18 protein-coding genes and 2 pseudogenes are annotated in these 23,448 nt (G+C 66.3%); 11 read left to right on the top strand and 9 right to left on the bottom strand.

All coding sequences use genetic code 11. The annotated features are described in order from the left end of the window. The 5 genes from AC5RWT_RS20505 to AC5RWT_RS20485 form a co-directional block, all read right to left on the bottom strand. Window positions 1-996 (bottom strand): cation diffusion facilitator family transporter, encoded by a 996-nt coding sequence (locus AC5RWT_RS20505; RefSeq protein ID WP_494081773.1) that lies wholly within the window; start codon window positions 994-996, stop codon window positions 1-3. Next, a complete protein-coding gene (locus AC5RWT_RS20500; RefSeq protein ID WP_494081772.1) occupies window positions 993-1,475 on the bottom strand; it encodes a transporter substrate-binding domain-containing protein in 483 nt (160 codons plus the stop codon). Before AC5RWT_RS20500 ends, AC5RWT_RS20505 begins: the two co-directional genes overlap by 4 nt. A gap of 131 nt (window positions 1,476-1,606) precedes the next feature. Then, window positions 1,607-2,626 carry a PHP domain-containing protein gene (locus AC5RWT_RS20495; protein WP_494081771.1) on the bottom strand — a complete coding sequence of 340 codons (1,020 nt, stop codon included), beginning with the start codon at window positions 2,624-2,626 and terminating at the stop codon, window positions 1,607-1,609. A gap of 40 nt (window positions 2,627-2,666) precedes the next feature. Beyond that, window positions 2,667-4,106: a phytoene desaturase family protein gene (locus AC5RWT_RS20490; RefSeq protein ID WP_494081770.1), complete on the bottom strand. Its 1,440-nt coding sequence runs from the start codon at window positions 4,104-4,106 to the stop codon at window positions 2,667-2,669. Then, window positions 4,103-5,680 (bottom strand): glycosyltransferase family 87 protein, encoded by a 1,578-nt coding sequence (locus AC5RWT_RS20485; protein WP_494081769.1) that lies wholly within the window; start codon window positions 5,678-5,680, stop codon window positions 4,103-4,105. Before AC5RWT_RS20485 ends, AC5RWT_RS20490 begins: the two co-directional genes overlap by 4 nt. 138 nt (window positions 5,681-5,818) lie before the next feature. On the opposite strand from AC5RWT_RS20485, the pseudogene AC5RWT_RS20480 reads away from it, so the two are divergent. The 8 genes and pseudogenes from AC5RWT_RS20480 to AC5RWT_RS20445 form a co-directional block, all read left to right on the top strand. Then, window positions 5,819-6,931 (top strand): annotated as a pseudogene (locus AC5RWT_RS20480) (cytidylyltransferase domain-containing protein); the annotation flags it as partial. 117 nt (window positions 6,932-7,048) lie between these two features. After that, window positions 7,049-7,966 (top strand): N-acetylneuraminate synthase family protein, encoded by a 918-nt coding sequence (locus AC5RWT_RS20475; RefSeq protein WP_494081778.1) that lies wholly within the window; start codon window positions 7,049-7,051, stop codon window positions 7,964-7,966. Between the two features lie 9 nt (window positions 7,967-7,975). Further along, window positions 7,976-8,947 (top strand): glycosyltransferase family 2 protein, encoded by a 972-nt coding sequence (locus tag AC5RWT_RS20470; protein WP_494081768.1) that lies wholly within the window; start codon window positions 7,976-7,978, stop codon window positions 8,945-8,947. Beyond that, window positions 8,944-10,296 carry a polysialyltransferase family glycosyltransferase gene (locus AC5RWT_RS20465; protein ID WP_494081767.1) on the top strand — a complete coding sequence of 451 codons (1,353 nt, stop codon included), beginning with the start codon at window positions 8,944-8,946 and terminating at the stop codon, window positions 10,294-10,296. Before AC5RWT_RS20470 ends, AC5RWT_RS20465 begins: the two co-directional genes overlap by 4 nt. Window positions 10,297-10,306: 10 nt before the next feature. Further along, window positions 10,307-11,419, top strand: coding sequence for a hypothetical protein (locus AC5RWT_RS20460; RefSeq protein ID WP_494081766.1), 1,113 nt, complete (start codon window positions 10,307-10,309; stop codon window positions 11,417-11,419). Continuing rightward, on the top strand, window positions 11,416-12,666 hold the full coding sequence (locus AC5RWT_RS20455; protein WP_494081765.1) for a DUF6716 putative glycosyltransferase: 1,251 nt from the start codon (window positions 11,416-11,418) through the stop codon (window positions 12,664-12,666). The genes AC5RWT_RS20460 and AC5RWT_RS20455 overlap by 4 nt, the downstream gene beginning before the upstream one ends. 250 nt (window positions 12,667-12,916) lie before the next feature. After that, window positions 12,917-14,002 (top strand): inositol-3-phosphate synthase, encoded by a 1,086-nt coding sequence (locus tag AC5RWT_RS20450; protein WP_494081764.1) that lies wholly within the window; start codon window positions 12,917-12,919, stop codon window positions 14,000-14,002. A gap of 180 nt (window positions 14,003-14,182) precedes the next feature. Then, window positions 14,183-15,280 (top strand): acyltransferase, encoded by a 1,098-nt coding sequence (locus AC5RWT_RS20445; protein ID WP_494081763.1) that lies wholly within the window; start codon window positions 14,183-14,185, stop codon window positions 15,278-15,280. 15 nt (window positions 15,281-15,295) lie between these two features. Here the strand turns inward: AC5RWT_RS20445 and AC5RWT_RS20440 are convergent, their stop codons facing one another. The 4 genes from AC5RWT_RS20440 to AC5RWT_RS20425 all read right to left on the bottom strand — a co-directional run bounded on the left by AC5RWT_RS20440 (window position 15,296) and on the right by AC5RWT_RS20425 (window position 20,524). Continuing rightward, on the bottom strand, window positions 15,296-16,984 hold the full coding sequence (locus AC5RWT_RS20440; protein WP_494081762.1) for a formate--tetrahydrofolate ligase: 1,689 nt from the start codon (window positions 16,982-16,984) through the stop codon (window positions 15,296-15,298). A gap of 301 nt (window positions 16,985-17,285) precedes the next feature. Then, complete coding sequence (locus tag AC5RWT_RS20435; protein ID WP_494081761.1) at window positions 17,286-17,702, bottom strand: hypothetical protein; 417 nt, start codon at window positions 17,700-17,702, stop codon at window positions 17,286-17,288. Window positions 17,703-18,425: 723 nt separating this feature from the next. After that, on the bottom strand, window positions 18,426-19,055 hold the full coding sequence (locus tag AC5RWT_RS20430; protein WP_494081760.1) for a histidine phosphatase family protein: 630 nt from the start codon (window positions 19,053-19,055) through the stop codon (window positions 18,426-18,428). 2 nt (window positions 19,056-19,057) lie between these two features. Continuing rightward, window positions 19,058-20,524 carry a CCA tRNA nucleotidyltransferase gene (locus AC5RWT_RS20425; protein WP_494081759.1) on the bottom strand — a complete coding sequence of 489 codons (1,467 nt, stop codon included), beginning with the start codon at window positions 20,522-20,524 and terminating at the stop codon, window positions 19,058-19,060. Between the two features lie 103 nt (window positions 20,525-20,627). On the opposite strand from AC5RWT_RS20425, the gene AC5RWT_RS20420 reads away from it, so the two are divergent. The 3 genes and pseudogenes from AC5RWT_RS20420 to AC5RWT_RS20410 form a co-directional block, all read left to right on the top strand. Next, window positions 20,628-21,152, top strand: coding sequence for an NUDIX hydrolase (locus tag AC5RWT_RS20420; RefSeq protein ID WP_493978228.1), 525 nt, complete (start codon window positions 20,628-20,630; stop codon window positions 21,150-21,152). Window positions 21,153-21,206: 54 nt separating this feature from the next. Next, window positions 21,207-22,904 carry a murein biosynthesis integral membrane protein MurJ gene (gene murJ, locus AC5RWT_RS20415; protein ID WP_494081758.1) on the top strand — a complete coding sequence of 566 codons (1,698 nt, stop codon included), beginning with the start codon at window positions 21,207-21,209 and terminating at the stop codon, window positions 22,902-22,904. Window positions 22,905-22,997: 93 nt separating this feature from the next. Continuing rightward, window positions 22,998-23,448 (top strand): annotated as a pseudogene (locus tag AC5RWT_RS20410) (ABC transporter substrate-binding protein); the annotation flags it as partial.

Raw genomic sequence — 23,448 nt, 5'->3', positions numbered from 1 at the left:
TCAAAGGTTTCTCTCGGACTGGCGCTCCGACGCTCCGCCTGCTTCCTCGGGCAATTCAGAGACCGGCACCAGGACAATGTCCTGGATCATCCAGTGCAGGTCGATGCAACGGTCCCTGGCCTCTTCGAGGACTTTGACCGACGGGATGTGGCCGTCGCGGGGGACGACGAAGGCTTCAGCGTGCAGCACATGGCCCTGGTCGCGGACGCGTGAACCGGATTCTTCAACCCATTCGAGCTGGCGAAGGTATTCATCGATGCGTTGGATCAGCGGGTGGGGCTCCGAGTCATCGTAGGTTCTGGCCCGGGTATCCATCAGGTCGGTGATGGAGCCGCGCATGTTTTTGTATCCGTCGCGCAGGATTCCCCCTGCGATAAACAGTGCGGCGGCGGCGTCGGCCCACCACAGGCCGATCCCGATGCCGGCGACACCGACGATTGAGCCGACTGCCGTCATCCAGTCGGCCTTGTTCATGTCTGCATCGGCGTAGAGAACCTTGTCATGCAGTTGCTCGGCGAGTTTTTCCTTGGCGCGGCCCAGCAGCACCGGCGGGACAGCTGTCACTGCCATGACCGCCATCATGAGCCAGCCGAGCCAGATGGTGTGGCCCAGGACCTGGACCGAGCCGATCGGCGGGTGCTCCCCTTTCAGCAGGCCAATGCCGGAATCGATCACCAGGAAGGCACCCATGGTGCACAGAGCCACCGCGGCCACCAGATGCGCGATGCCGGTCGACCGGTGGTAGCCGTAGGGGTACTTCCGGGTGGGCGGCCGGTTAATGATCTTCATCGCCAGCAGGAACGCAATGGGCGGAGCGAAGGAAAGCATGTCTTCAATCCAGGCCGCCTTCATCGCCTGGGAATTGCCCATGGTCAGAAAGACCAGCGTGACCGACACGGCCAGGACGGCGATGGTGGTCCACTGGAGTCTGACGGCGCGCCGCAGGGCCTTTTCCTGCTGGTCGGGCAGCTCGGCGCGGCCGAACCTGGTGTTCATCCCTGTTCCTTCCGGTCGAGAAGAAACTTCTCCAGTTCCCGGAGGAAGGCGTTTTCCCCCATCCTGGAAGCCATGACGTATTCCTCCTTGCCTCCGCCGGGGGCCCGGCCCTCGGCGTAGGGCTGGGTCAGGGCAGCCTTGTCCGACCAGGGCGATTTTTTCGTCAGACCCCCGATGACGAGGTCAAGTTCGCCGCGCTCGAGCTGCCCCATCAGGCTTTCCTCGCCGGCAGCGGTCCACTCAATGCTTGCTCCCCGGGTGGCAGCGAACTTCCTGACCAAGTCGGCTTCGGACCCTCCGGGTTCACCGTCGTTCCGGACCGCTGTCCAGGGCGGGTTGTGGGAGACTCCGACTTTGAGAGTGCCGCCGCTGACACGGTCCAACGTTCCTTCCGGATCGGCAGGCACCTGCAGCCCGCAGGCGGACGTCAGCAGCATGGCCAGCACCACCAGGGCCGCCTGTGAAAAATTCTTCAGCATACTGAGGACAATAATCGAGTCCTTGCCGATTTTCGGGCGCTGACAGCTCCACTCGGGGGGCCCGGCGGCTGCAGGCGCGGCGACCTGATTCCCCCGGGGGGCGTCATCGGGAGCGGTTTACCGCAGGTGGGCTACCGGCCCGCCCGGGTCCACTCGAGCAACTGCTCGACCGGCCAGGTGGTGATGATCCGTTCGGCCGGGACGCCGTTTTTGGCCGCCCTCTCGGCACCGTAGTGGAGGAAGTCGAGCTGGCCGGGCGCGTGGGCGTCGCTGTCGATGCTGAACAAGCAGCCGGCATCGAGGGCCAGCTGGATGAGCTCATCCGGCGGGTCCTGCCGCTCCGGCCGCGAGTTGATTTCGACCGCCACGTTCTTCTCGGCACAGGCTGCGAACACTCGCTCGGCGTCGAATTCCGATTGCGGGCGCGTTCCCCTCGATCCTTTGACCAGCCGCCCGGTGCAGTGGCCCAGCACGTTGGTGCGCGGATTGTTGATGGCGCCGAGCATCCTGCGGGTCATGGTGCCCCGGTCCGACCGCAGCTTGGAGTGGACGCTGGCGACCACCACGTCCAGCTGCTCGAGCATCTCAGGCGTCTGGTCCAGCTCCCCGTTCTCCAGGATGTCGGCTTCAATCCCGGTCAGCACCCGCAGTCCGTCGGACCCGGCGTTGAGCTCCGCCACCAGCTCGAGCTGCGTGGCCAGCCGCTCGGCGCTCAGGCCGTTGGCGATCTTGAGGTTGGGCGAATGGTCGGTCAAGGCAAGGTAGTCACGACCGAGCCAGCGCGCCGCATCCACCATTGCCTGCGGCGGCGAGCCGCCGTCGGACCAGTCGCTGTGGCTGTGCAGGTCGCCGCGGAGGGCCTGGTGCAGCTCGCGGCCGCCCTCGGCCAGGGGTGCCGCAGCGCGCTCCCGCACCTTCGCCAAATAGGCCGGGACCTCGCCGTCGACAGCCTGCTGGATGACCTCCAAGGTGCTGGCACCGATCCCCTTCATTCCCTTCAGCCGGCCGGTGCGCGCCCGTTCCGCCAGCTCGTCCGGCTCCAACCCGCCGGCCACCGCAGCCGCCCTCCGAAAGGCCTGCACTTTAAACGTGGGGGCGAGTTCGCGCTCCAGCCAGAACGCGATTTCATTCAGGGCTGCGACAGGATCCATAGGACCATCTTCCATGCTGGGCGGGCGCCGATCCATGGCTTCACGGCCCCAGGGGCGGTACGGCCAGCCCGAACTGCTCCTTCAGCGCCAGCTCGGCGGCGCGGTAACCCGCCATGCCGTGCACCCCCGGCCCGGGCGGGGTGCCCGCCGAGCACAGGTAAACACCGTGCAGGGGAGTTTTCCAGGGCTTCGGGTTCAGGACGGGTCGGGCCGCGAGCTGCAGCAGGTTGACAGCACCCGTCCCGAAGTCGCCACCGACGTAGTTGGGGTTGTAGACCTCGTAGTCGGCCGCGGACATGCTGGCGGAATCCACCACCAGATCGGTGAATCCGGGGGCGGCGCGCTCCAGGGCGGCGGTGATGACCGGCTCCATGTCGCGGGTGGACCCGTTCGGGACATGGCAATAGGCCCAGAGCACTTCGCGCCCGGCAGGTGCGCGGGACGGGTCCACAACGCCTGGCTGCGCCGTCAGGATCACCGGATCCTCGGAGTGCCGGCCCCGGGCAATCTCCCGCTCCGAGGCGGCCATCCGTTCCCGCGTCCCGCCCAGATGCACGGTGCCGGCGCGGCGGAGTTCCGGGTGTGCCCAGGGAACCGGCCCGGACAGGATGTAATCGACCTTGGCCGCCCCCGGCCCGTACCGGAAGCGCTGCAGGGTGCGCGCATATCCGGTTGGGAGCCGTCCGCCGGCCAGCCGCAGCAGCTCGGTGGGCGAGGTATCCAGCATGACCACCTTTGCCTCGGTCAGCTCGGCCAGCGACAGCACCCGGTGCCCGGTCTGCAGTCGGCCGCCGTGTGCCTGCAGGTCCCCGACCATGGCGTCGATGATTGCCTGCGAGCCCCCGGCCGGCAAGGGGAATCCCACCGCGTGCGCCAAGGCTCCGAGCATCAGTCCCGCTCCCGCCGCCGCGACACGCCGCACCCCGCCGGGCGTATGCGCGGCCACGCCGGTCAGCAGCGCCGGGGCGAACTGTTCCTTGAACCGCAGGTTCCAGGCCGGGGTTCCCTGCTCCAGACACCGAAGCCCGAACCGCACGGCCGTCACCGGGCTGGCCGGCACCTGCAGCAACTGGTCCATGGTGAACTCCAGCAGCGCGTCGCTCCTGGCGACAAGCGGGCCCATGAGCTGCCGGTACGCGCCGCCGTCGGCGCCCAACCCGGCCACTGTCCGGTCCAGGTCACGGTAGGCAACCGCCGCTGCGGCTCCGTCGATGACCTGCCCGTAGGAGACCTCGGGCATCAGCAAGTCGATCCGCCGGTCCAGTCCGAAGTCGCGGAAAAACGGCGAGGCTGCGGCCATCGGGTGCACCGCCGAGCAGATGTCATGCCAGTGGCCGGGCTCCATCAGCTCCGAGGTGCGGGAGCCGCCGCCGGGTGTGGGGTCCGCTTCGAAGACGGTGACGTCCAACCCTGCGCGCGCCATGATCACCGCCGCGGCCAGCCCATTCGGTCCGGCACCGACTACCGCCACGTCCGTCACGATGGATCTTCCCCTTCCCGCTGTCCGTTCAACCTTGGGGGTTGCGCAGGCCCGCTGGCAATGCCCGGCCACTTCGCGGGACGCCGCACCGTCTCTATACCTGATAAGGCATATTTCGGGTCCGCCCGGACGGACGGTGCGTTGGCCGTCCTGCGGCCTGGGAGAGGCAGCGTGAATCTGTCGGGCGCGGCATCGTATTCGCCGCCCTGCGGGTCGTCGGTATCCACCCGTCGCACCGGGTCGTGCTCAGGCAGCCAGATGCCGCGGACCACCTTCCACATGATGTATGCCGTTGCCGCTATATGCGCGAGCACGGCCAGCACATAATACGGTGCGTCCAGGTTTCGCGCCGCCTCGCCGCCGCTGGTGACTTGGCCCAGATGCAACCAGATGGCCCACCAGTGCATTGCCTCGAAGAACTGCCAGATCAGGAAATCACGCCACCGGGGATGGGCCAGCACGGCCAGCGGGATCAGCCACACCACGAACTGCGGCGAGTACACCTTATTGGTGAGCACGAAGGCCGCCACCACCAGAAAAACCAGCGACGCCATCCGGGGACGCCGCGGGGCAGTCCATGCCAGGAGCGCAATCCCTGCACACGCGGCCGCAAACAGAAGGAAGGAGGCGGCGTTGATGAATTCCGGGCTGAGGTCGGGTAGCTTTTGCCGTTGCGCTGTCAGGTTGTAGGCGTACCAGATGGACGAATAACCTGCTTCACGCTGCTGGCTGAAGTCCAGGAAGTGGAACCAGCCGCCGAAGTCGCGCAGCATGAACGGCACATTGACCACCAGCCATGCAGCAGCGGCCGCCAGGGCGGACTGGACCAGGCCGCGGTACCGGCCCGTGCGCACCGCAAGCAACAGGATGGCACCGAAGATCAGCACCGGGTACAACTTGAGCGCAGCGCCCAACCCGATGAACACTCCGGCGGGAATGGGGCGGCCCCGCGCGAAGGCGAGCATCGCCAGCGCCGCCAGCATGGCGGCCCAAAGATCCCAGTTGATTGTCCCGGCGAGCACGATTCCCGGTGCCAGCGCCACCATGGCCGCGTCCCAGGGCCGCCGGTGGCTCATCCGTGCCGTCGCGATCACGGTAACCAACCAGACCACCGCCACCAAGGTGGCATTGAGATCGAAATAGGCCAGCGCCCGTTCCGGGGTTGCCCCCTCGCCGGGGACAAGCCACGCCGTCGCGCCGGCCAGCAGCCCCAGCAGCACCGGGTACTCAAAGGAACTTCCAGCGGTCAGGAAAGGCACCACGCCGTGGGCCAGCCCGCGCGACTCGAACAAGACCGGCCAGTCCGAATAGCAGCCCATATAGAAGTAGTCCGGCAGCTTCCATCCGGCCACCCGGCACGGCGTCTTCACCAGAACGGAGAGCAGCGCGGCGAACGTGGTCAGGATGATCAGCACGCGCTCGACGGTGAAGAAAGCCGGCGCGACCAGACCCGGAGCGCTGTGCCGGCCCAACGGTCCGCCCACCAACTCGGTGAACTGTTGCAACAGCGGATCATTGCGGCTGGGCACCACAATGCGCAGCGGCGTGCGGCGCGTAGTACGGGACCCGGGCATGGTCCAAGACTACTGGCGGTGCACCGCCGGCTACAGGCGCGGATCCGTCACACCGGTCACCCGAACGTCCGCTGTTGCTCGCCTTCCCGTAACTTGTTGCGCCCCGGGCCGTTACCGGCTCTTCCTACCGTGGCTCCAATGAGTTACATCGACCCCCCGCAAGTTCTGGCCGTCATCCCGGCCCGCGGCGGCTCCAAAGGGATTCCGTTCAAGAACCTGTTACCCGTGGCCGGACGGAGCCTCGTGGCCCGGGCCGTGGACAGTGCCCTGGCCGCGCCCTCGGTGACCGACGTCGTGGTCAGTACCGACGATCCGGCCATCGCAGCCGAAGCCGAACGCTGCGGCGCCCGGGTCATCAGCCGCCCCGCGGAGCTCTCCGGGGACACGGCCACGAGCGAATCCGCCGTACTCCACGTGCTCGCAACACTGCCCCGGCAACCGGCGGTTACCGTCCTGATGCAGTGCACGTCCCCGTTCATCGATCCGGCTCACGTGGACGAGGCCGTGCTGGAGGTGCTGGAGGACCGCGCCGACGTGGCCTTTGCCGTCACCGAGAGCCACGCTTTCCATTGGTCCCATGACGACGGCGGTGCCGTCTTCGCCGTCGGGCACAGCGCCGACGTGCGTCCCCGCCGCCAGGACCGCACGCCGCAGTACCGCGAAACAGGCGCGTTCTATGCCATGCGGACCGAGGGTTTCCTGGAACGCAGGCACCGTTTCTTCGGGCGCCTGAAACTGCAGGAAGTTCCCGCTGGGCAAGCCGTTGAAGTCGACACGCCGGAAGATCTCGCCGTGGTCCGGGCCCTGGCCGGCCAGGCAGCCGCACCGGCAGCCGGCGCCGTCGATGTCGACGCCCTGGTGATGGACTTCGACGGCGTCCACACCGACGACCATGCCTTCGTCAATGCCGAGGGCGAAGAGTTCGTGCGGGTCAGCCGCGGGGACGGAATGGGAATTTCCCGGCTGCGCTGCACCGGAATTCCGCAACTGATCTTGTCCACCGAACGCAACACGGTGGTCAGCGCCCGGGCCGGAAAGCTCGGCATTGACGTCCTCCAGGACGTCGCGGACAAGGCCGAAGCGGTTCGCCACTGGATGGCTGCCCACCGGCTGGACCCCCACCGGGTTGCCTACGTGGGCAACGACGTCAACGACCTGCCCGCCATGGGCGTCGTTGGTTGGCCCGTGGCGGTGGGCGATGCCCGCGCCGAGGTCAAGGCCGCAGCACGGATTGTGCTGCAGCATCACGGCGGCGAGGGCGCAGTCCGCGAAATATGCGAACTCATCCTCGCCGCACGCAGCGGTACCGCCGCCGAACGCGGCCGCCAGGAACAAACCACCCCAGCAACAACAGAAAGAGTGCAGCTGATGACTACCGAAGCCACCGTTTCCCACAACGTTCCCGCCGGTTCCCCGGCTCCCGTAGCGATCGGCGAGGTGCAGGTCGGTGCCGGGCACCCCGTGTACGTGATCGGCGAGATCGGCATCAACCACAACGGTGACATCGAGATCGCCAAGCAACTGATCGACGTCGCCGCCGAGGCCGGCGCGAACGCGGTGAAGTTCCAAAAGCGCACTCCCGAGATTTCCACCCCGGCGGACATGCGCGACAAGATGCGTTCCACCCCGTGGGGCGAGATGACCTACCTGGACTACCGGTACCGGGTGGAGTTCGACATGCCGATCTACCAGAAGCTGATCTCCCACGCCGCCGACCGGGGCCTGCACTGCTTCGCCTCGCCGTGGGACGTTCCCTCGGTCGCGTTCATGGAGGAAGCCGGTGCGCTGACGCACAAGGTCGCCTCCGCCTCGGTCACCGACCTTGAACTGCTCGCCGCCCTGCGCGAGACCGGCAAGCCGGTAATCCTCTCCACCGGCATGTCCACCATCGAGCAGATCGACAAGGCCGTGGAGACCCTGGGCACGGACAAGCTGATCCTGATGCACGCCACCTCCACCTACCCGCTGCCGCCCGAGGAGGCGAACCTGCGCATGATCAGCACCCTGCAGGAGCGCTACCAGGTACCGGTGGGCTACTCCGGGCACGAACGCGGCCTGCAGATCTCGCTGGCCGCCGTCGCCCTGGGCGCGGTCACCGTGGAGCGGCACATCACTCTGGACCGGACCATGTGGGGTTCGGACCAGGCCTCCTCGCTGGAGCCGAAGGGCTTCGAGGCGCTGATTCGGGACATCCGGATCCTGCAAGAGGCCATGGGCGACGGCGTCAAGCGCGTCTTCCCGGGCGAGCTCGCGCCACTGTCCCGGCTCCGCCGAGTGGACGGCTAGCCACACGCCATGAACCAGCCATTACTGAGCGTCATCATCCCGGCGAAAGACCAGGCGCCTTTCATCCGCGACGCGATGACCAGCCTGACCCGCCAGTTCGATGATCCCTCGGTGATGGACATTGTCGTCGTCGACGACGGTTCCACCGACGGCACCGGGGAGCTGGCGGCCGCCTTCACCGGCCGGCTCCCCGGCCTGCAGATCCTTCGAAACGACACCGCCTCGGGTTTGGCAGCCGCCCGCAACCAGGGACTGGACGCCTCCACCGGACGCTACATCGCCTTCTTCGATCCGGACGACTGGTACGCACCCGGCCACTTGTCCCGCCTCGTGCAGGAGATCAAGGAGCTGGGCGTGGACTTCATCCGCGTGGACCACATCCGCCATACCAAGGGAGTCCGCACCGTTCACCGTGCCCCTCAAGCCGTCCGCGGTGTCGCCCTTGACCCCCGCCAGGACATCGGACCCACGGACGCCTCCACCATGGTCGACTACCCCTTTGCGCCCTTCGGCATCTTCGACAGCTCCCTGAAAGAGGCCGGGCTGCTGCACTTTGTCGACGGCCTGCACACCGCCGAAGACCGCCCCTGGATCTGGCGGTTGCACCTGAAGGCATCCTCCTACGCGGTCTCGGACCAGCTGGGTGCGTTCTATCGCCGCGGTGTGGCGACCTCCTTGAGCCAAATATTCGACCGCAGGCAGTTGGATTTCCTGCGCAGCTACGCCGAAGTGTTCCGGTTGGTGGCCCAGGACCGCGAGGCAGACCGTTTCCTGCCGAAAGCGATCCGGCAATTCCTGGCCATCGCCTGCCATCATCTGGACCGTGCGGGGTCCATGACCAAACCCGTCCGCCGGGAACTGACCGCCGGAGTCCGCGCTGCCGCGGCAAGCCTTCCGGCGTCCGCCGTCAGCAGCTGCCTGGCGGCGATGGACACGACCCGGCGCAAGAAGCTGGAAACTGCGATCGGACCCGTGACGTGAAAGAACTTTTCGTCGTTTCAACTCTCTACCAGGTCGTCTCGCTGGCCGCAGCCGTCGACGACGGGACCCTGCCGATGACAGGAGGGGAACGCCTCCTGGTGCTGACCAACAACGCCCTGATTCCGGAGATCAGCGTGCCCTTCCATGAGTCGCCGGGCTTTACGGAAGCGGCCGGCAGATTCGACAGGGTCGTGGACCTGAGCGGGCTGCTCTGGCCTAGGCGGCCCGGGCAGTTCAATCCCCGTGAACAAGACCTGGACCTCTGGCAAAGGCTGCTGCGCTCGGAATGGGAGCTGGGCCAGGACCGGGTCCATCTTTACGTCGAGTCCATCCAGGTCAACCCGGCACTTGCCTTGGCCCGCATTTTTGCCACGTCCCCCGTCTCAGTGCACTCGGACGGCCTGATGAGCTATGGCCCCACCCGCAACCCCGTCCCCCTGGCCATTGCCCAGCGCCTCGATTCGCTGCTCTACGTGGACCTGGTGCCAGGGCTGCGACCGCAGCTGCTGCGCGAGCATAATCCCAAGCTGGTCCCGATAAATCCGGCTTCCCTGCGCCGCGGCATGGAGGAGCTGGACCGGTCGGTGCCGCCTTGTGCCCTTCCGGGACCGCCGGCGGACGCGGGGAGTGGAAGCGCACTGTTGCTGGGCCAGTACTTGTCCGAGCTCGGGATCCTGTCCGATGAGGAGGAGCTGGCCCTGCACCGCCGGATGATCGAGACGGCGATGGCCCACGGGATCCGGCATTGCCTCTTCAAGCCCCACCCCAGCGCCGGGCCGGGAGCCGTGCGCTCCATCGAATCGGCGGCGAAGGATCTGGGGGTGGAGCTGGACCTTGTCGAGTCCCCCGTTTCGGCAGAAGTGGTGATGCAGCGCCTGCAGCCGCAGCTGGTGGTGAGCTGCTTCTCCACCGCCCTCGTGACCGCCAAGTACCTGTTCAACATCGACGCCTCGGCCGTGGGAACCGAACTGCTGCTGGAACGGCTGACTCCTTACGAAAACAGCAACCGGGTGCCGGTCACGATCATCGACGCGGTCCTGGAGAGGGGTGTGCGCGCCCCCGACCAAGAGGAGGCCTGCACTCCCCCGGCGCACCGCCTCCAGCGGCTGGTCGAGGCAGTCGCCTATTGCATGCAGGCAGATACGCTGGCAGCAGTGCGCCAGGGTGCGGAAACTTATCTGCACGAGATCCAGGACGGACCCCAGATGCGCTACTTCAAGCGGCGGCGGCTGACCAAGCTTCAGCTGCCGGGCGGACTGCCGCCGGCGGCAGCAGCCCCTCCGCTGGCCAAAGCCCGGCGGATGGGCCGGCGCGCGGTCCGCAGACTCCAATCCGCCCTGGCGTCGTGAGGCGGGGGTCATGACGGAAACGGCGATCACCGCGGCTTTCCTTCCCCAGCTGGGACCAGTGGTGAACGGCCCCCTGGGCCGGCCGGCACCGGGGGCCGCCAGGACAAGGCGGGGGCACCGGAGCGAACTGGTGCGGCCGCGCTTCGGCCGGGCTGCTGTCTGGGCGGAGTCCCCCCTGCAGTTGCTCAGCGCCGTCGAGGCCCACGGTGCAGGACTGCTCGGCCAGGAAACGCTCATTCATCCGCGCAGCGACGCCGTCGGCATGGACAGCACCTTGCAGTCGCTGATGGAACAGGTGCCAAGCGGCGTGCGGTTCGCGCCGCCGTCGGCCGCCCTCCCCGCCGTCCGCAGCAAAAAGCTGGACCGCTGGGTGGCCGGCGACGCCTATTCCGGCAAGGTCCAGGCCGAACTGCTGCGCGGCGTGGGCGCGGATGAGCTGGTCATCGTGGACGACGGCCTGGCGACGCTGGGCCTGCTGCAGATGCTGGTCAGCGAGCGTCCCGTCCCGCTGATCCGTCCGCGCGCTGTGCCGACCATCCGTCGCAAGGCACTGGGACTGGCCACGTGGTGGGCCCTGCGCCGAATGGCCAGCCAAGGCCGGCTGCTGGTGTTCACGGCCTTGGCGGTGCCTCCGGCGGTGGAGAAGAAGTTCCGGGCCCTGGGCGGCCACCTGGAGCGGCATCGCTTCGAATGGCTGGGAACACAGCCTGTCAGCGAGACCATCCTCGAACCGACCATCGTGGTGGGTTCGGCCATGCCGGCCGACCGGCTGATCCGGGCCGAGCCGTACCTGGATTGGGTACGCTCGCTGACCGACGACGGCCCGTTGGCATATTTCCCGCACCGCCGGGAACAACCGGAACTGCTAGGCGCCTTGGCAGAGCACCCGCTGATCCGCGTCAAGCAGCACACCGTTCCGGTGGAAATGCGTCTGCGCGGCCTTCGGCCCGGGCAGGTGGTGCGCGCCCTCCCCTCCACCGTGCTGGCTTCGCTGCGCCTGATCCTGGCTCCTTCCGGCGTGCCGTTGATCGGGCAGCCGGTGCCGGACGACTGGTGGCTGCCCGAGACCACGGAAGCGTTGCGGCGGCACCTCAGCAGTTCTTTGCGCGAAGGGGGCAAATGATGGCGCCGGAGGCACAACTGGCCGCCGAATCCCCGGCCGGCGGTGACAACGCAGTCCGGCCGTTCCGCATGCTGGCGGTTGCCGACAGCGACTCCTACCTGAAGTTCGCCTGCGCCACACTGGAAGCCGTTGGTGCGGGCTGGGAGCGCGAAGTGCTGCTGGTGCGCTCCCCCATCCTGCCAACGCTTGAACAGGTCCAGGCGGCCACTGCCGGAACGTTTCTTGCCGGCAAGGCGCCCCGGGTGGTGGCCGCCTCCGGCTTGCGGACCGCTTTGGCGGGCGCCGACGTCGTCCTGGCGGCGGCCACCGGACCGATCGTGGAGGAGATCTATTCGCAGGCGGCCCGGCTTCCGCAGCGGCCGGCGCTGCTGTCCGCGCTGCCAGGCGTCGCTTTTCCGGCCACGCGCAAGGCCCTGAACTACCGGGCGCTCGGTGACGCCTTCATCACGCACAGCCACGCCGAATGCCGGGCGTTCAGTGACTTGGCGGACTCCATGGCACTGCCGCAGCGGATCCTCGTCTCCCGGCTGCCGTTCCTGGCCTCGCCCGGCCCTCCTGAACCGCAGCAGGCCCCGCTTTCGGCGGTGGTGTTCGCGCCACAGGCCAAAGTCCCGGTGGAGCGGGGGCAGCGCATCGCCATCCTGCAGGCGCTGGCTGCGTTGGCCCGGCGACGGCCCGAGCTGTCCGTGCGGGTGAAGCTGCGTGCCTGGGCGGGCGAGCCGCAGACGCATCTGGAACAGTACCCCTTTGACCAGTTGTGGTCGGACCTGGTGGCAGCCCGCGCGGTGGGCGGACATGAGCTGCAGTTCTGCACGGGCCCGATGGCGGAGCAGCTCGTACCGGGGGCGGCCATGGTGACCGTCAGTTCCACGGCGGCCTTGGAAGCGCTCGACGGCGGTCTTCCGGTGCTCATTCTGGACGACTTCGGACTCTCCGAGGACATGCTGAACAAGGTTTTCGACGGGTCCGGGTTGGTCGGAAACCTTGAGGACCTGGTGTCCGGCCGGTTCCGGCACCCCGAGCCGCGCTGGCTGCGGGACAACTACTTCCACACCCCGTCGGTGCCGTTGGACGAGCTTCTGGCCACCTTCGCGGTACGCGCCAGGGCCGGCAGACTGGCGACTGATCCGAAGTTTCTGGCCGCGGTGCAGCGCCGCAAAATGCGCTCCAGGCTGCGCACCGTCCTGCCCTTGCCGGCGCTGAAGCTGATACGGCGACTGCGCAGGGCCCGCCGCCTGCTGGCTTGAGCCCCTCGACAGAACCACAGGCGTTTGGGACGGACGGAATGCCCAGGTGGCACTTGGTTCGCCCGAGTCAAAACCGGTGGGACAGCCACACGATTCCACCGCCGTGAGCGGCTAGCGCGGCCTGCGTTTTCTGCTGTCGCCACAGTCCCGGGAATGCCCGGACCCGGCAATGCGTTGAAAGACGGCGTAGACTGGAGAGGCTGCCTGCTTTCGGCTGGGCGGCCAGTCAGAAGTGTGTCGAAGGAGAACCGTGGCAGAGAACCCCATCCGGGTAGCGATCGTCGGTGTTGGAAACTGTGCGGCCTCGCTGGTACAGGGCGTCCACTACTATCGTGGGGCCGACCCGAGCGCAACGATCCCCGGGCTGATGCACGTCGCGTTCGGCGCCTACCACGTCGACGACGTCCAGTTCGTTGCTGCGTTCGACGTGGACGGCAAGAAGGTGGGGCTTGACCTCGCCGACGCGATCGGTGCCAGCGAGAACAACACCATCAAGATTGCCGACGTCCCGGCCACCGGTGTCAGGGTCCAGCGCGGCCATACCTTGGACGGTCTGGGCAAGTACTACCGTGAAACCATCGTGGAATCCGATGAGGAACCCGTGGACATGGTTGCCGCCTTGCGCAAGGCCGAGGTCGACGTCATGGTCTGCTACCTGCCGGTCGGATCCGAGAAGGCTGCCAAGTTCTACGCCCAGTGCGCCATCGACGCCGGCGTCGCGTTCGTCAACGCGCTTCCTGTCTTCATTGCCGGCACCCAGGAATGGGCCGACAAATTCACCGCTGCCGGGGTCCCGATCGTTGGCGACGACATCAAGAGCCAGATCGGTGCGACCATCACCCACCGCGTGATGGCCAAGCTGTTCGAAGACCGCGGCGTGGTGCTGGACCGGACGTACCAGCTCAACGTCGGCGGCAATATGGACTTCAAGAACATGCTTGAGCGCGAGCGTCTGGAGTCCAAGAAGATTTCCAAGACCCAAGCCGTGACCTCCAACACCTCGGCCGTGCTGGGTGACGACGACGTGCACATCGGCCCTTCGGACTACGTGGCCTGGCTGGATGACCGCAAGTGGGCGTTCGTCCGCTTGGAGGGCCGCAACTTCGGCGACGCGCCGGTCTCGCTGGAATACAAGCTTGAAGTATGGGATTCCCCCAACTCGGCGGGCGTGATCATTGACGCCATTCGTGCCGCGAAGATCGCTCTGGACCGCGGCGTTGGCGGGCCGATCCTGTCGGCGTCCAGCTACTTCATGAAGTCCCCTCCGGAGCAGTACGACGACGAGACCGCCCGGGCGAAGGTCGAAGCGTTCATCCGCGGCGACGCAAACAACTAGACCCTCCGCAGGATATAGGGACCGGTTCTCCACGAACTGCCCCCGGACACGGGACTGAAACCCTCAGTCCCGGTGTGCGGGGATTAGCGCGACGGGGACCGGTCCTTGTCTTTTCCAACCGGCCGCATCAGCTCCGGGCAGATCGGGTTCATGACCGCCGCCTCCGGGTAGATTGGGTTCATGGCCGCCCCCTCCCCGTCCCCCGCCGGGAAGCTCCGAGGTCAGGCTTCCCGCCCGCGCCGCAACTATGCCCTGGACATCCTGCGCATTGTCAGCATCGTGGGAGTCGTCGCCATCCACTCCTTCGGCGAACTGGCCGGAGACGACAATGCCCGCCAGCGACCGAACTGGATCGCTGCAGCGGCTATCGACATCGCGTTCATCTGGGTGGTGCCGGTCTTCGTCATCATCTCGGGCGCCTTGGTGCTGGCGCCGCGGGCTCATGCAGACGGCGCGTTGGCGTTCTACCGCAAGCGTGCGCTGCGGCTGCTGCCCGCCCTGGTGGTCTGGCATCTCGTTTACATCTTCCTTGGCAATTACCTGCTCGGCGGCGAACTTGACCCGGTCACGGTGCTGGTGTCCGTCTTCGAAACGCACCTGTATCCGCACCTCTACTTCCTGTGGCTGATCCTGGGCCTCTACCTGGTGGCACCGCCACTGGCCCGGTACTTGCACCGGGTCCCGCTGCGCCAAGCAGCAGCGGCCACCTGCGGTGTTCTGGTCCTGACCTTGGCGCTGTTCAGTCTGCAGGCGGCCAGCATTCAACTCGGATGGGGTTGGCAGTACCCCTGGAACATCCTGACGCAGTGGTTCCCCTATCTGGGATACTTCATGGCCGGCTGGGTCATCACCCAGCTGCGCATCCCCCGCGGCGCGGCGACGGCGGCGGGGGTCGCCGCCGTCGTCCTGTCCGTTTTCAATATCTGGCACTGGATCAACCAGGATGAAACTCCACTGCTCAACATCATCACGCCGTCGAGCTATGTCGGGCTCGGGGTCGCTGCAGCATCGCTAGGCATCTTTGCGGCCGCTTACCATCTGCTGGCGGGGCGGCAGCCGCCGGACTGGCTGGGACGGACGCTGGTTGAGCTGTCCGGCGCCTCGTTCGGCGTTTTCCTATGCCACTACCTGTTCCTGCTCTGGCTGACCTTCCACGTCTTCCCGGGCCAAGAGCCGACGCTGGCGCTGTTGTCGCTGAAGTTCGCCGTGGCCACGGCCGGTGCCTTCGCTTTGACCTTGGTGGCGCTGCGGATTCCGGTGGTGCGGCGGGTGTTCTAGGTTCATCCCCCCCGGCTAGAAGAGCCCGGTGATGACGCCGTCGTCGTCCACGTCCATCCTGCCGGCCGCCGGTTCTTTCGGCAGGCCGGGCATGGTCATCACGTCGCCCGTCAGCGCCACGATGAAGCCTGCCCCGGTCTTCGGGATCAAATCGCGCACCGTAATGCTGAAACCACTCGGTGCGCCGAGCACCGAAGGGTCGTCCGTGAAGGAGTACTGCGTCTTGGCCATGCACACCGGGAGCTTGCCCCACCCGTTCGCCTCGATCTCGGCCAGCCGCCTGCGGGCCGGGCTGGTGAACTCCACGTGGTCTGCCCCGTAGATTTGCTGGGCAATGGTCTCGATCTTCTTCTCCACCGCCAGGTCGAGGTCGTAGAGCGGGGAGAACGACTGCGGCTGCTGCAGGACCTGAACCACCTTGCTGGCCAGCTCATCGCCGCCGGGGCCGCCCCCGCCTTCGCCCCAAACATCGGCTACGGCAGCTTCGACGCCCTTCTGCTTGCACCAGGCCAACACCCATTCGAGTTCTTCCCGGCTGTCGGTCGTGAATTTGTTGATACCCACCACCGGCGTCAGCCCGAATTTGAGGGCGTTGTCCACGTGGCGCTCCAGGTTGGCGACGCCGGCCTGGACCGCATCCAGGTTTGGCTCCTTGAGCTGGTCCTTGGGGATGCCGCCGTGCATCTTCAGGGAACGGATGGTCGCCAGCACCACGATGGCGGAGGGCGCGAATCCGCCGGCGCGGGCCTTGATGTCCATGAACTTCTCGGCGCCCAGATCGGACCCGAACCCGGCTTCGGTGACCACGATGTCGGCGAGCCGGCGGGCCGTCTGGGTGGCGAGCAGTGAGTTGCAGCCGTGGGCAATGTTGGCAAAGGGGCCGCCGTGCACGAAGGCCGGCGTCCCGGCGATGGTCTGCACCAGGTTCGGCTTGATGGCGTCCTTGAGCAGCATCGCCAGCGCGCCCTGGACTCCCAGGTCTGCCACCGTGACAGGTTTACGGTCATAGGTGTAGCCGACGGTGATCCGGGACAGCCGGGCTTTCAGGTCGGCAAGGTCGGACGAGAGGCAGAAGACCGCCATGACCTCGGAGGCCACCGTAATGTCGAAACCGGCTTCCCGCGGCACCCCCTGCGTTGGTCCCCCCAGCCCGATCACGACCTGGCGCAGTGCGCGGTCGTTCATGTCCAGCACCCGCCGGAAGGTCAGCCGGCGCGGGTCGATGCCCAGCTCGTTGCCTTGGTAGATATGGTTGTCCACCAGCGCCATAAGCGCATTATTCGCCGAGGTGATGGCGTGGAAGTCTCCGGTGAAGTGCAGGTTAATGTCGTCCATGGGGAGCACCTGCGAATAGCCGCCGCCGGTTGCCCCGCCCTTCATGCCGAGGATCGGGCCCAAGGAAGGTTCGCGGATGGCCACCATGGTCTTGTGCCCGGCCCTAGCCAAGGCGTCCGCCAGCCCCACCGTGAGGGTGGATTTGCCTTCACCGGCCGGGGTGGGCGACATCGCGGTCACCAGAACAACTTGGCCGCGCGGTTCCTTGTGGCTGTCCCCCAGTTTGGCGGGGTCTACCTTCGCCTTGTAGCTGCCGTAAAACTCCAGTGCCTCCGCCGGAATCCCCGCGGCCTCGGCAATTTCAGTGATGGGCCGCAGGGTGGCGCGGCGGGCAATCTCCAAGTCGGTCAGCGGAGCCGGTTCAGACATCATCGTCCTTCTTCCTCGCAGAGTCATACAGGCAGCAGCACTGCCACAGCCAACGTATCAGCCGCGCGCGCCGTCGTCACCGGTAACCCGCGGGGCATCGTTCAAGGGGGCCGCCGCGGCTGCCCTGCCTGCAGAAGAAGGTGCACAGGAAGGTTAAGGCCGTGGTTAAAGGCGGAAGCCCGCGCCGGGGAGCAACCCGGGCGCGGGCCTCACGTACATCGGGTCCAATGCGACTCATCGGATCCTCCTCGCGGATCTGTCCTACAGGACGGCCTATTGACTTGTACTTGCCGGCTGGAACTCAGCGGATGAGCTGCTGGTGCGACAGCAGTCCGTCGCGCACCTGTTCCAAGCGATCTTCGTCAACACGTACGTTCTGTATTCGTTTCCAGAGTGAGACGCTCTGGCGGAGCTTGCGGATCATGGCATTCACCTCCTGCCTGTCCAGGTAGTTCGGCATCACCGCGTGTGCCGCGCGGTAATGGGCCGGTGCCGCCTCATGGGAAGGGGAATCCCCGGCAGCGTTGCCGGCTTCCGCGCTGCCATCGTCGCCGGCGACAGTGCCGGTGGCTCCAGCGGTGCCGGCGTCAAGGTCGCCCAGGCTTCCGGCAGTGATCAACTCGCCGTGGCCGCGCTGCGGATCACCGGTCTGTGAGGGCTCTGGTGGACGGATAGATAGTTCCGGTGCAGGCAGTACGGCTGCATCCAGCGGTTTCATGAAGGTTTCCTCTCTGGAATGGATGGGAATTGGGGCAGGAGGCATGACGGAATCACCCTGATTTTCGGTGGCCGCCGAGGGGCGCCCCGCTGGCCTTAACGAAGCGGCAGCGCGCGCCACAGTGGCAGTGGCAGTAGACGTGCTCATAGCGAAGTCCTCACAGCGGAAGATGAGGCCCCCGCGCGGGAGTGCTAGAGAAATGCGGTGATTGATAAAGGGCAGCGGTTCAAGAAACGAACGGGCCCAATCAGCGAAGTTCTAGTGCGCAGAAATGGCGGAGGCGGGGCGTCGGGTCGTGGCGAAGAGGTTAAACACTCCGCCCGGCGTCTTGGTCATATTCACGATTCCCACCTCCCTTTCTTAATAGCGCCGATAGATGCAGTCCGGATTCAAAAACCTCATGATTGAGAAAGTTCAATCGGACTCGTTTAACGTACCCGATGGCTACAGCTTCTGCCTAGCCGGTTCAGGGAACCAACCGCAGATTTTCCTTCCACACCGGCGTGTCTCCCGCGACACGCCGCATCACGACGGCGGTGACCCCGGCCCAGCGCAGCGCCTCTAAAGCTCTTGACCTGGCTTGGGCATCGGGGGTCGAACTCCGCGTCAGATCATCGAGTGGAGAAAAGGCGCAGCGAACCACGGCGTTTCGCTGCTGCTTTCCGCCCGTCGATGGTTGGCAATAGGGACAACTTCCCGTGATAAGACCCAAACTGTCCGGAGCTAGACGTTCCATCCGGCGATCGCGGGCGTCTTCTTATCCCAACCCAGCCGGCAGACGGCAGCCGTTTCCAAGACAAAGTGCCGGCCCTCCACCGGGTCCATGCCCAGCCAGCGTGCAGCGAGAACCCGGAGGAAGTGTCCGTGTGCCACCAACAGGACCTGCGGGGGCGTGGAGGTTTCGCCGGCCCTGCCACCGTCGAAGGAGGTAGGACGGGTACTGTCCAGCACCCTGGCGATCACATGGTCGGCGCGGTCCGCCACTTGTTGCAGCGACTCACCGCCGCGGACGCCGTGGGTCCAAATCAGGTACGAAGGGTCTTCAGCCCTGATGGCAGCGCTCTGCAGGCCCTCATACTCTCCGTAGTCCCATTCGTGAGCTTCGGCCACAACCTCTGCATCCGGATAACCGGCCAGTTCGGCCGTCCGCCGGGCGCGCAGCAAAGGGGATGTCAGGACGGCGTGGAACCGGACCCCGGCCAACTTCGCCGCGGCGCCGCGGGCCTGCTGGACCCCTGCCGCAGTCAGCGGCAGATCGGTCAACCCGGTGTACCGATGGGCGCGAGACCACTCGGTTTCCCCGTGCCGCATCAGCCACAACACCGGAAATCCGTGCGGAGCGGCCGGGCCCATGGTTACACCTGCTCCGTGTATTCCGGCTGCTCCCGCCACCAAGCCAGCAGCTTCGCTTCCGCTTCTTCCGGGGCGGCCGGCCCATTTTCCAGCCGCTCTTCCAGCAGGAACTTGTAGGCGCGTCCCACCAGGGGGCCGGGTTTGATGCCGAGCAGCGCCATAATCCGGGCTCCGTCCAAGTCCGGCCGGACGGCGTCCATCTGCTCCTGCTCCTTCAACGTGGCGATCCGCTGCTCCAGATCGTCATAGGCGAAGGCGAGCCGCTCCGCCTTGCGCTTGTTCCGCGTGGTCACGTCGGACCTGGTGAGCCGGTGCAGGCGCTCCAGCAGCGGTCCGGCGTCGTTGACGTAGCGGCGGACGGCTGAATCCGTCCACCCGGCTTCCCCGTAACCGTAGAAACGCATGTGCAGTTCGACCAGCCGGGACACGGCCTTGATGGTGTCGTTGTCGAAGCGAAGCTTCTTCATCCGCTTGGCGGTGAGCTTGGAACCCACCACATCGTGGTGGCGGAAGCTGACCGCGCCGGAAGGTTCGAAGCGCCGTGTAGCGGGCTTGCCGACGTCGTGCATCAGGGCGGCGAACCGCAGGACGAAGTCCGGGCCCGGCACCGCTCCGTCGTCGTCCGTCTCCAGGCTGCAGGCCTGCTCAAGCACGGTCAGCGAGTGCTGGTAGACATCCTTGTGCCGGTGGTGCTCATCGATCTCCAGCCGCAGCGCCGCGACTTCCGGGAGCACATAGTCGGCCAGACCTGTGTCCACCAGCAGGTCCACCCCAGTGCGCGGGTCCTTGCCGTTGATCAGTTTGGTCAGTTCATCCCGGACGCGTTCGGCGGAGATGATCTCGATCCGGCCGGCCATGTCCTTCATCGCGGCGGACACCTCGGGTGCCACGGTGACGTCCAGTTGGGAGGCGAACCGCGCGGCGCGCATCATGCGGAGGGGATCATCGGAGAACGAGGACGACGGCGCGCCCGGGGTTCGCAGCAGGCCGGCGTGCAGGTCCTTGACCCCGCCATAGGGATCCACCAGTTCCAGCGACGGCAGCCGCAGCGCCATGGCGTTCATGGTGAAGTCGCGGCGGAACAGGTCGTCCTCCAGCGAGGTTCCAAACGCCACCACGGGCTTGCGGGAATCAGGGTCGTAGGCTTCCGCACGGTAGGTGGTCACCTCGATCATGTGCTCGCCCTTGCGCAGGCCGATGGTGCCGAAATCCCGCCCGATTTCCCAGAACTTGTCCGCCCACTTTTTAACGACGGCGATAGTGGCGTCCGGATCGGCATCAGTCGTGAAGTCCAGGTCCGGGGAAATCCGGCCCAGGAACAGATCCCGCACCGGCCCGCCGACCAGCGAGAGCTCGTGGCCCGCCGCCGCAAAGAGTTCCCCTAGTTCGATCACAACGCCCGGCAACGGCAGGGACGGGGCGCTGGAACCGGATGCTGAGGCGAACTGCGAGCCGAAAAGGTGAACCATAGTGACTTAAGCGTGCCAGATGCCGGGCGCGATGTTTAACAAAGTCCTGACGGCTCGGCCCCGGCATCATCAGGCCCTAACAAAAATCGTTAGAGTGGACTGCATGGCACACCCGGTTCCGAGCGCCCCGAAGCGCACTCCGCTGACAGCGTCAGTGGGCAGTGCTGCGCCCGGACACCATTCCTTGCCCACAGTGGAGGAAATCTCGGCAGGGGGCGTCGTCGTTGACACATCCACCCCGGACCTGAATGTGGCGATCATCGCCCGCTTCAACCGCGGCGGCCGGCTCGAATGGTGCCTGCCCAAGGGACACCCCGAAGGCCGCGAAACCAATGAAGAGGCAGCCGTCCGGGAAGTTGAAGAAGAGACGGGCATCAAGGGCCGTGTCCTCGCCACCCTCGGCAGCATCGACTACTGGTTCACCGTCAGCGGCCACCGGGTGCACAAGACCGTGCACCACTTCCTGCTCGAGGCCACCGGCGGTCTGCTCACTATCGAAAACGACCCGGACCACGAAGCCGTCGACGTGGCCTGGGTGCCGCTGGCTGAGCTGGGCCGGAAGCTGTCCTTCCCCAATGAGCGCCGCATCGTGGATCTGGCCCGGGAAGTGCTTCCCGGCCACCTCTAGCCACCCTGCCCGGCGCGGCGATCCGGCTGCGCACAGGTGAGATCATAGAGGACGATGTCCGAGACCCAGACCCCCTCCCCCAGCGCGTCCGCGCAGCACAGCACCGCCAAGTCCAGTGCCATCATGGCGGCCGGGACCATGGTGTCCCGCGTTCTGGGGTTCGTCCGCACCGCTTTGCTGGCGGTCGCGATCGGTGCCAACACGACAATGGGCGACATCTTCGAGAAGGCCAACACCATCCCGAACATCATCTACCTGTTGCTGGCGGGCGGGGTGTTCAACGTGGTGCTGGTGCCGCAGATCATCAAGGCCAGCCAGAAGAGCGACGGCGGGGCAGACTTCGTCAGCCGGCTCCTGAGCCTGACCCTGCTGGTGCTGGCCGGGATCGCACTGCTGGCAACGCTTCTTGCCGGCCCGATCATCTCCGTCCTGACCCGGGGCTGGACCCCGGTGATGCTGCAACTGGGCACCTTCTTCGCAATCTGGTGCCTGCCGCAAATTTTCTTCTACGGGCTGTATGCCGTGGTGGGCCAGGTACTCAACGCCCATGGCCGGTTCGGCTGGTACATGTGGGCTCCTGCCCTGAACAACGTGGTGGCCATCGGCACGCTGGGGCTGTACATCGCCCTGTACGGCCGTTATCTGCCTGGCAAGGACAACCCGGAGCTCTGGACCGGTGCCCAGACGGCGGTGCTGGCCGGCGGCACAACCCTGGGCATCGTGCTGCAGGCACTCATCCTGCTCTGGCCTTTGGGCCGGCTCGGTCTGGGCCTGAAGCTCAAACTGGGCTGGCGCGGCATGGGCTTTGCGGCAACCGGAAAAGTGGCGCTGTGGAGCCTGGCCACCATGGTCATCGCCAACACCGCCTATCTGTTCTACGGGTCAATCGCCTCCGGTGCCACGGCTGCCCGCGCCGAGCTTGCCGGAACCGGCGCATCAATCCCCGGCGAATACGCGCTGAATACCGCCCAGCTGATTGCCATGCTGCCGCATTCGGTCTTCGTCCTCTCGGTGGCTACGGTGCTGTTCAACCAATTGTCCCGTCAGCAGTCGACCGGTGCGGTGGAGGACGTCCGGCGGACTGTGAACTCCGGCCTGCGCACCATCGGCGTGGCCACCGTCTTTGGTTCAGCCGCCGTGGTGGTGCTGGCCGGCCCGCTGGCCCGGTTGTTCGCCGGCTCGGGTCCCACCGCAGCGGCCTCTGCTGCCTCAATGGGCCAGGTCCTTGCCATCCTTGCGGCGGGCATGCCCTTCATGAGCATTTACTTCTTCCTGGGCCGTGTCTTCTATGCGGAGGAAGACGCCAAGACCCCGCTGATCATGCAGGCCATGTGCTCCGGTGCGTCGGTGGTCTTGGCCGTGCTGATCGCCTGGCTGGTCGACCCCACCATGGTCGTCTACGCGCTCGCGCTGCTGTTCGCAGTGTTCCACGTAGTCTCGGCAGTTTTGGCGCATCATTTCGCCCGGCGCCGGCTGGGAGACTACGGTGCCGGCCGCGTCGTGGATACGTACATCCGCCTGGGATATGCCGGACTGGGCTCCGGCCTGGCAGGCGCCGGGGCACTGTGGCTGTTCGGCGGCTACGCTGCCGGCGGATTCGCTTGGCAGTCCATCGTGACCTCCATGGTGACCATCGCCGTCGTTGGACTGGTCATGGCCGCGGTTTACCTGCTGCTGCTGCGCGCCATGCGCGTGGAGGAACTGCAGGAGTTCTTGGCGCCGATCATGAAACGGCTGCCCGGACGCGCCTGACAGAAGCGGGATTCGCCCCCCGCACCGGATAGCATAGGAACCAAATTACCTAGTCACGGGCGCCTGCCCGGGACAATCCGCCGGGAGGAACTAGTGCCGCAGCCAGTTGATGTGGGCATGCTGCTTGGTGGCCGTTACAAGGTCACGGCCCAAGTGCTTGCGTCCGCCGAAAACGATCTGGTCCTCGACGGCGTCGACCAGGTCCTGAACCGGCCCGTCAGCATTCTGGTGGCAGCGCCGGAGAATGCCAGCCAGGTCGCCATGAGCGCGCGCGAGATCGCCACCGGCGAACGGATAGGCAGCGTCCAGGTCCTGGACCTAGGCAATGCCGACGGATTCACCTACCTGGTGACGAACGAAGCCCAGGCCGCGGACCTGCTGGACTTGATCATTCAGCAGGACGGCCCGTATGTGGAGCCCTTTTTCACCGACACGCTCGGTTCCGAGATTTTCGGCCAAGCGCGGTCCACCGAACCGGAGCCGTATGAGGATGAGTACGAGTACGAGGAGTACGACGACGAGCCCCGCCAGAGCCTGCGCGACC

Source organism: Arthrobacter sp. Dra40, assembly GCF_059091905.1.
This window is presented reverse-complemented; position numbering and strand designations above follow the sequence as displayed.

What these genes read in the sequence shown, in the direction of transcription:
- AC5RWT_RS20425 (WP_494081759.1), bottom strand. Translation starts at nt 20,524, where the DNA reads ATGGTTCACCTTTTCGGCTCGCAGTTCGCCTCAGCATCCGGTTCCAGC.
- AC5RWT_RS20455 (WP_494081765.1), top strand. Translation starts at nt 11,416, where the DNA reads ATGATGGCGCCGGAGGCACAACTGGCCGCCGAATCCCCGGCCGGCGGT.
- AC5RWT_RS20495 (WP_494081771.1), bottom strand. Translation starts at nt 2,626, where the DNA reads ATGGATCCTGTCGCAGCCCTGAATGAAATCGCGTTCTGGCTGGAGCGC.
- AC5RWT_RS20470 (WP_494081768.1), top strand. Translation starts at nt 7,976, where the DNA reads ATGAACCAGCCATTACTGAGCGTCATCATCCCGGCGAAAGACCAGGCG.
- AC5RWT_RS20460 (WP_494081766.1), top strand. Translation starts at nt 10,307, where the DNA reads ATGACGGAAACGGCGATCACCGCGGCTTTCCTTCCCCAGCTGGGACCA.
- AC5RWT_RS20430 (WP_494081760.1), bottom strand. Translation starts at nt 19,055, where the DNA reads ATGGGCCCGGCCGCTCCGCACGGATTTCCGGTGTTGTGGCTGATGCGG.
- AC5RWT_RS20420 (WP_493978228.1), top strand. Translation starts at nt 20,628, where the DNA reads ATGGCACACCCGGTTCCGAGCGCCCCGAAGCGCACTCCGCTGACAGCG.
- AC5RWT_RS20435 (WP_494081761.1), bottom strand. Translation starts at nt 17,702, where the DNA reads ATGAAACCGCTGGATGCAGCCGTACTGCCTGCACCGGAACTATCTATC.
- AC5RWT_RS20440 (WP_494081762.1), bottom strand. Translation starts at nt 16,984, where the DNA reads ATGTCTGAACCGGCTCCGCTGACCGACTTGGAGATTGCCCGCCGCGCC.
- AC5RWT_RS20475 (WP_494081778.1), top strand. Translation starts at nt 7,049, where the DNA reads ATGACTACCGAAGCCACCGTTTCCCACAACGTTCCCGCCGGTTCCCCG.
- AC5RWT_RS20500 (WP_494081772.1), bottom strand. Translation starts at nt 1,475, where the DNA reads ATGCTGAAGAATTTTTCACAGGCGGCCCTGGTGGTGCTGGCCATGCTG.
- AC5RWT_RS20485 (WP_494081769.1), bottom strand. Translation starts at nt 5,680, where the DNA reads ATGCCCGGGTCCCGTACTACGCGCCGCACGCCGCTGCGCATTGTGGTG.
- AC5RWT_RS20505 (WP_494081773.1), bottom strand. Translation starts at nt 996, where the DNA reads ATGAACACCAGGTTCGGCCGCGCCGAGCTGCCCGACCAGCAGGAAAAG.
- murJ (WP_494081758.1), top strand. Translation starts at nt 21,207, where the DNA reads ATGTCCGAGACCCAGACCCCCTCCCCCAGCGCGTCCGCGCAGCACAGC.
- AC5RWT_RS20445 (WP_494081763.1), top strand. Translation starts at nt 14,183, where the DNA reads ATGGCCGCCCCCTCCCCGTCCCCCGCCGGGAAGCTCCGAGGTCAGGCT.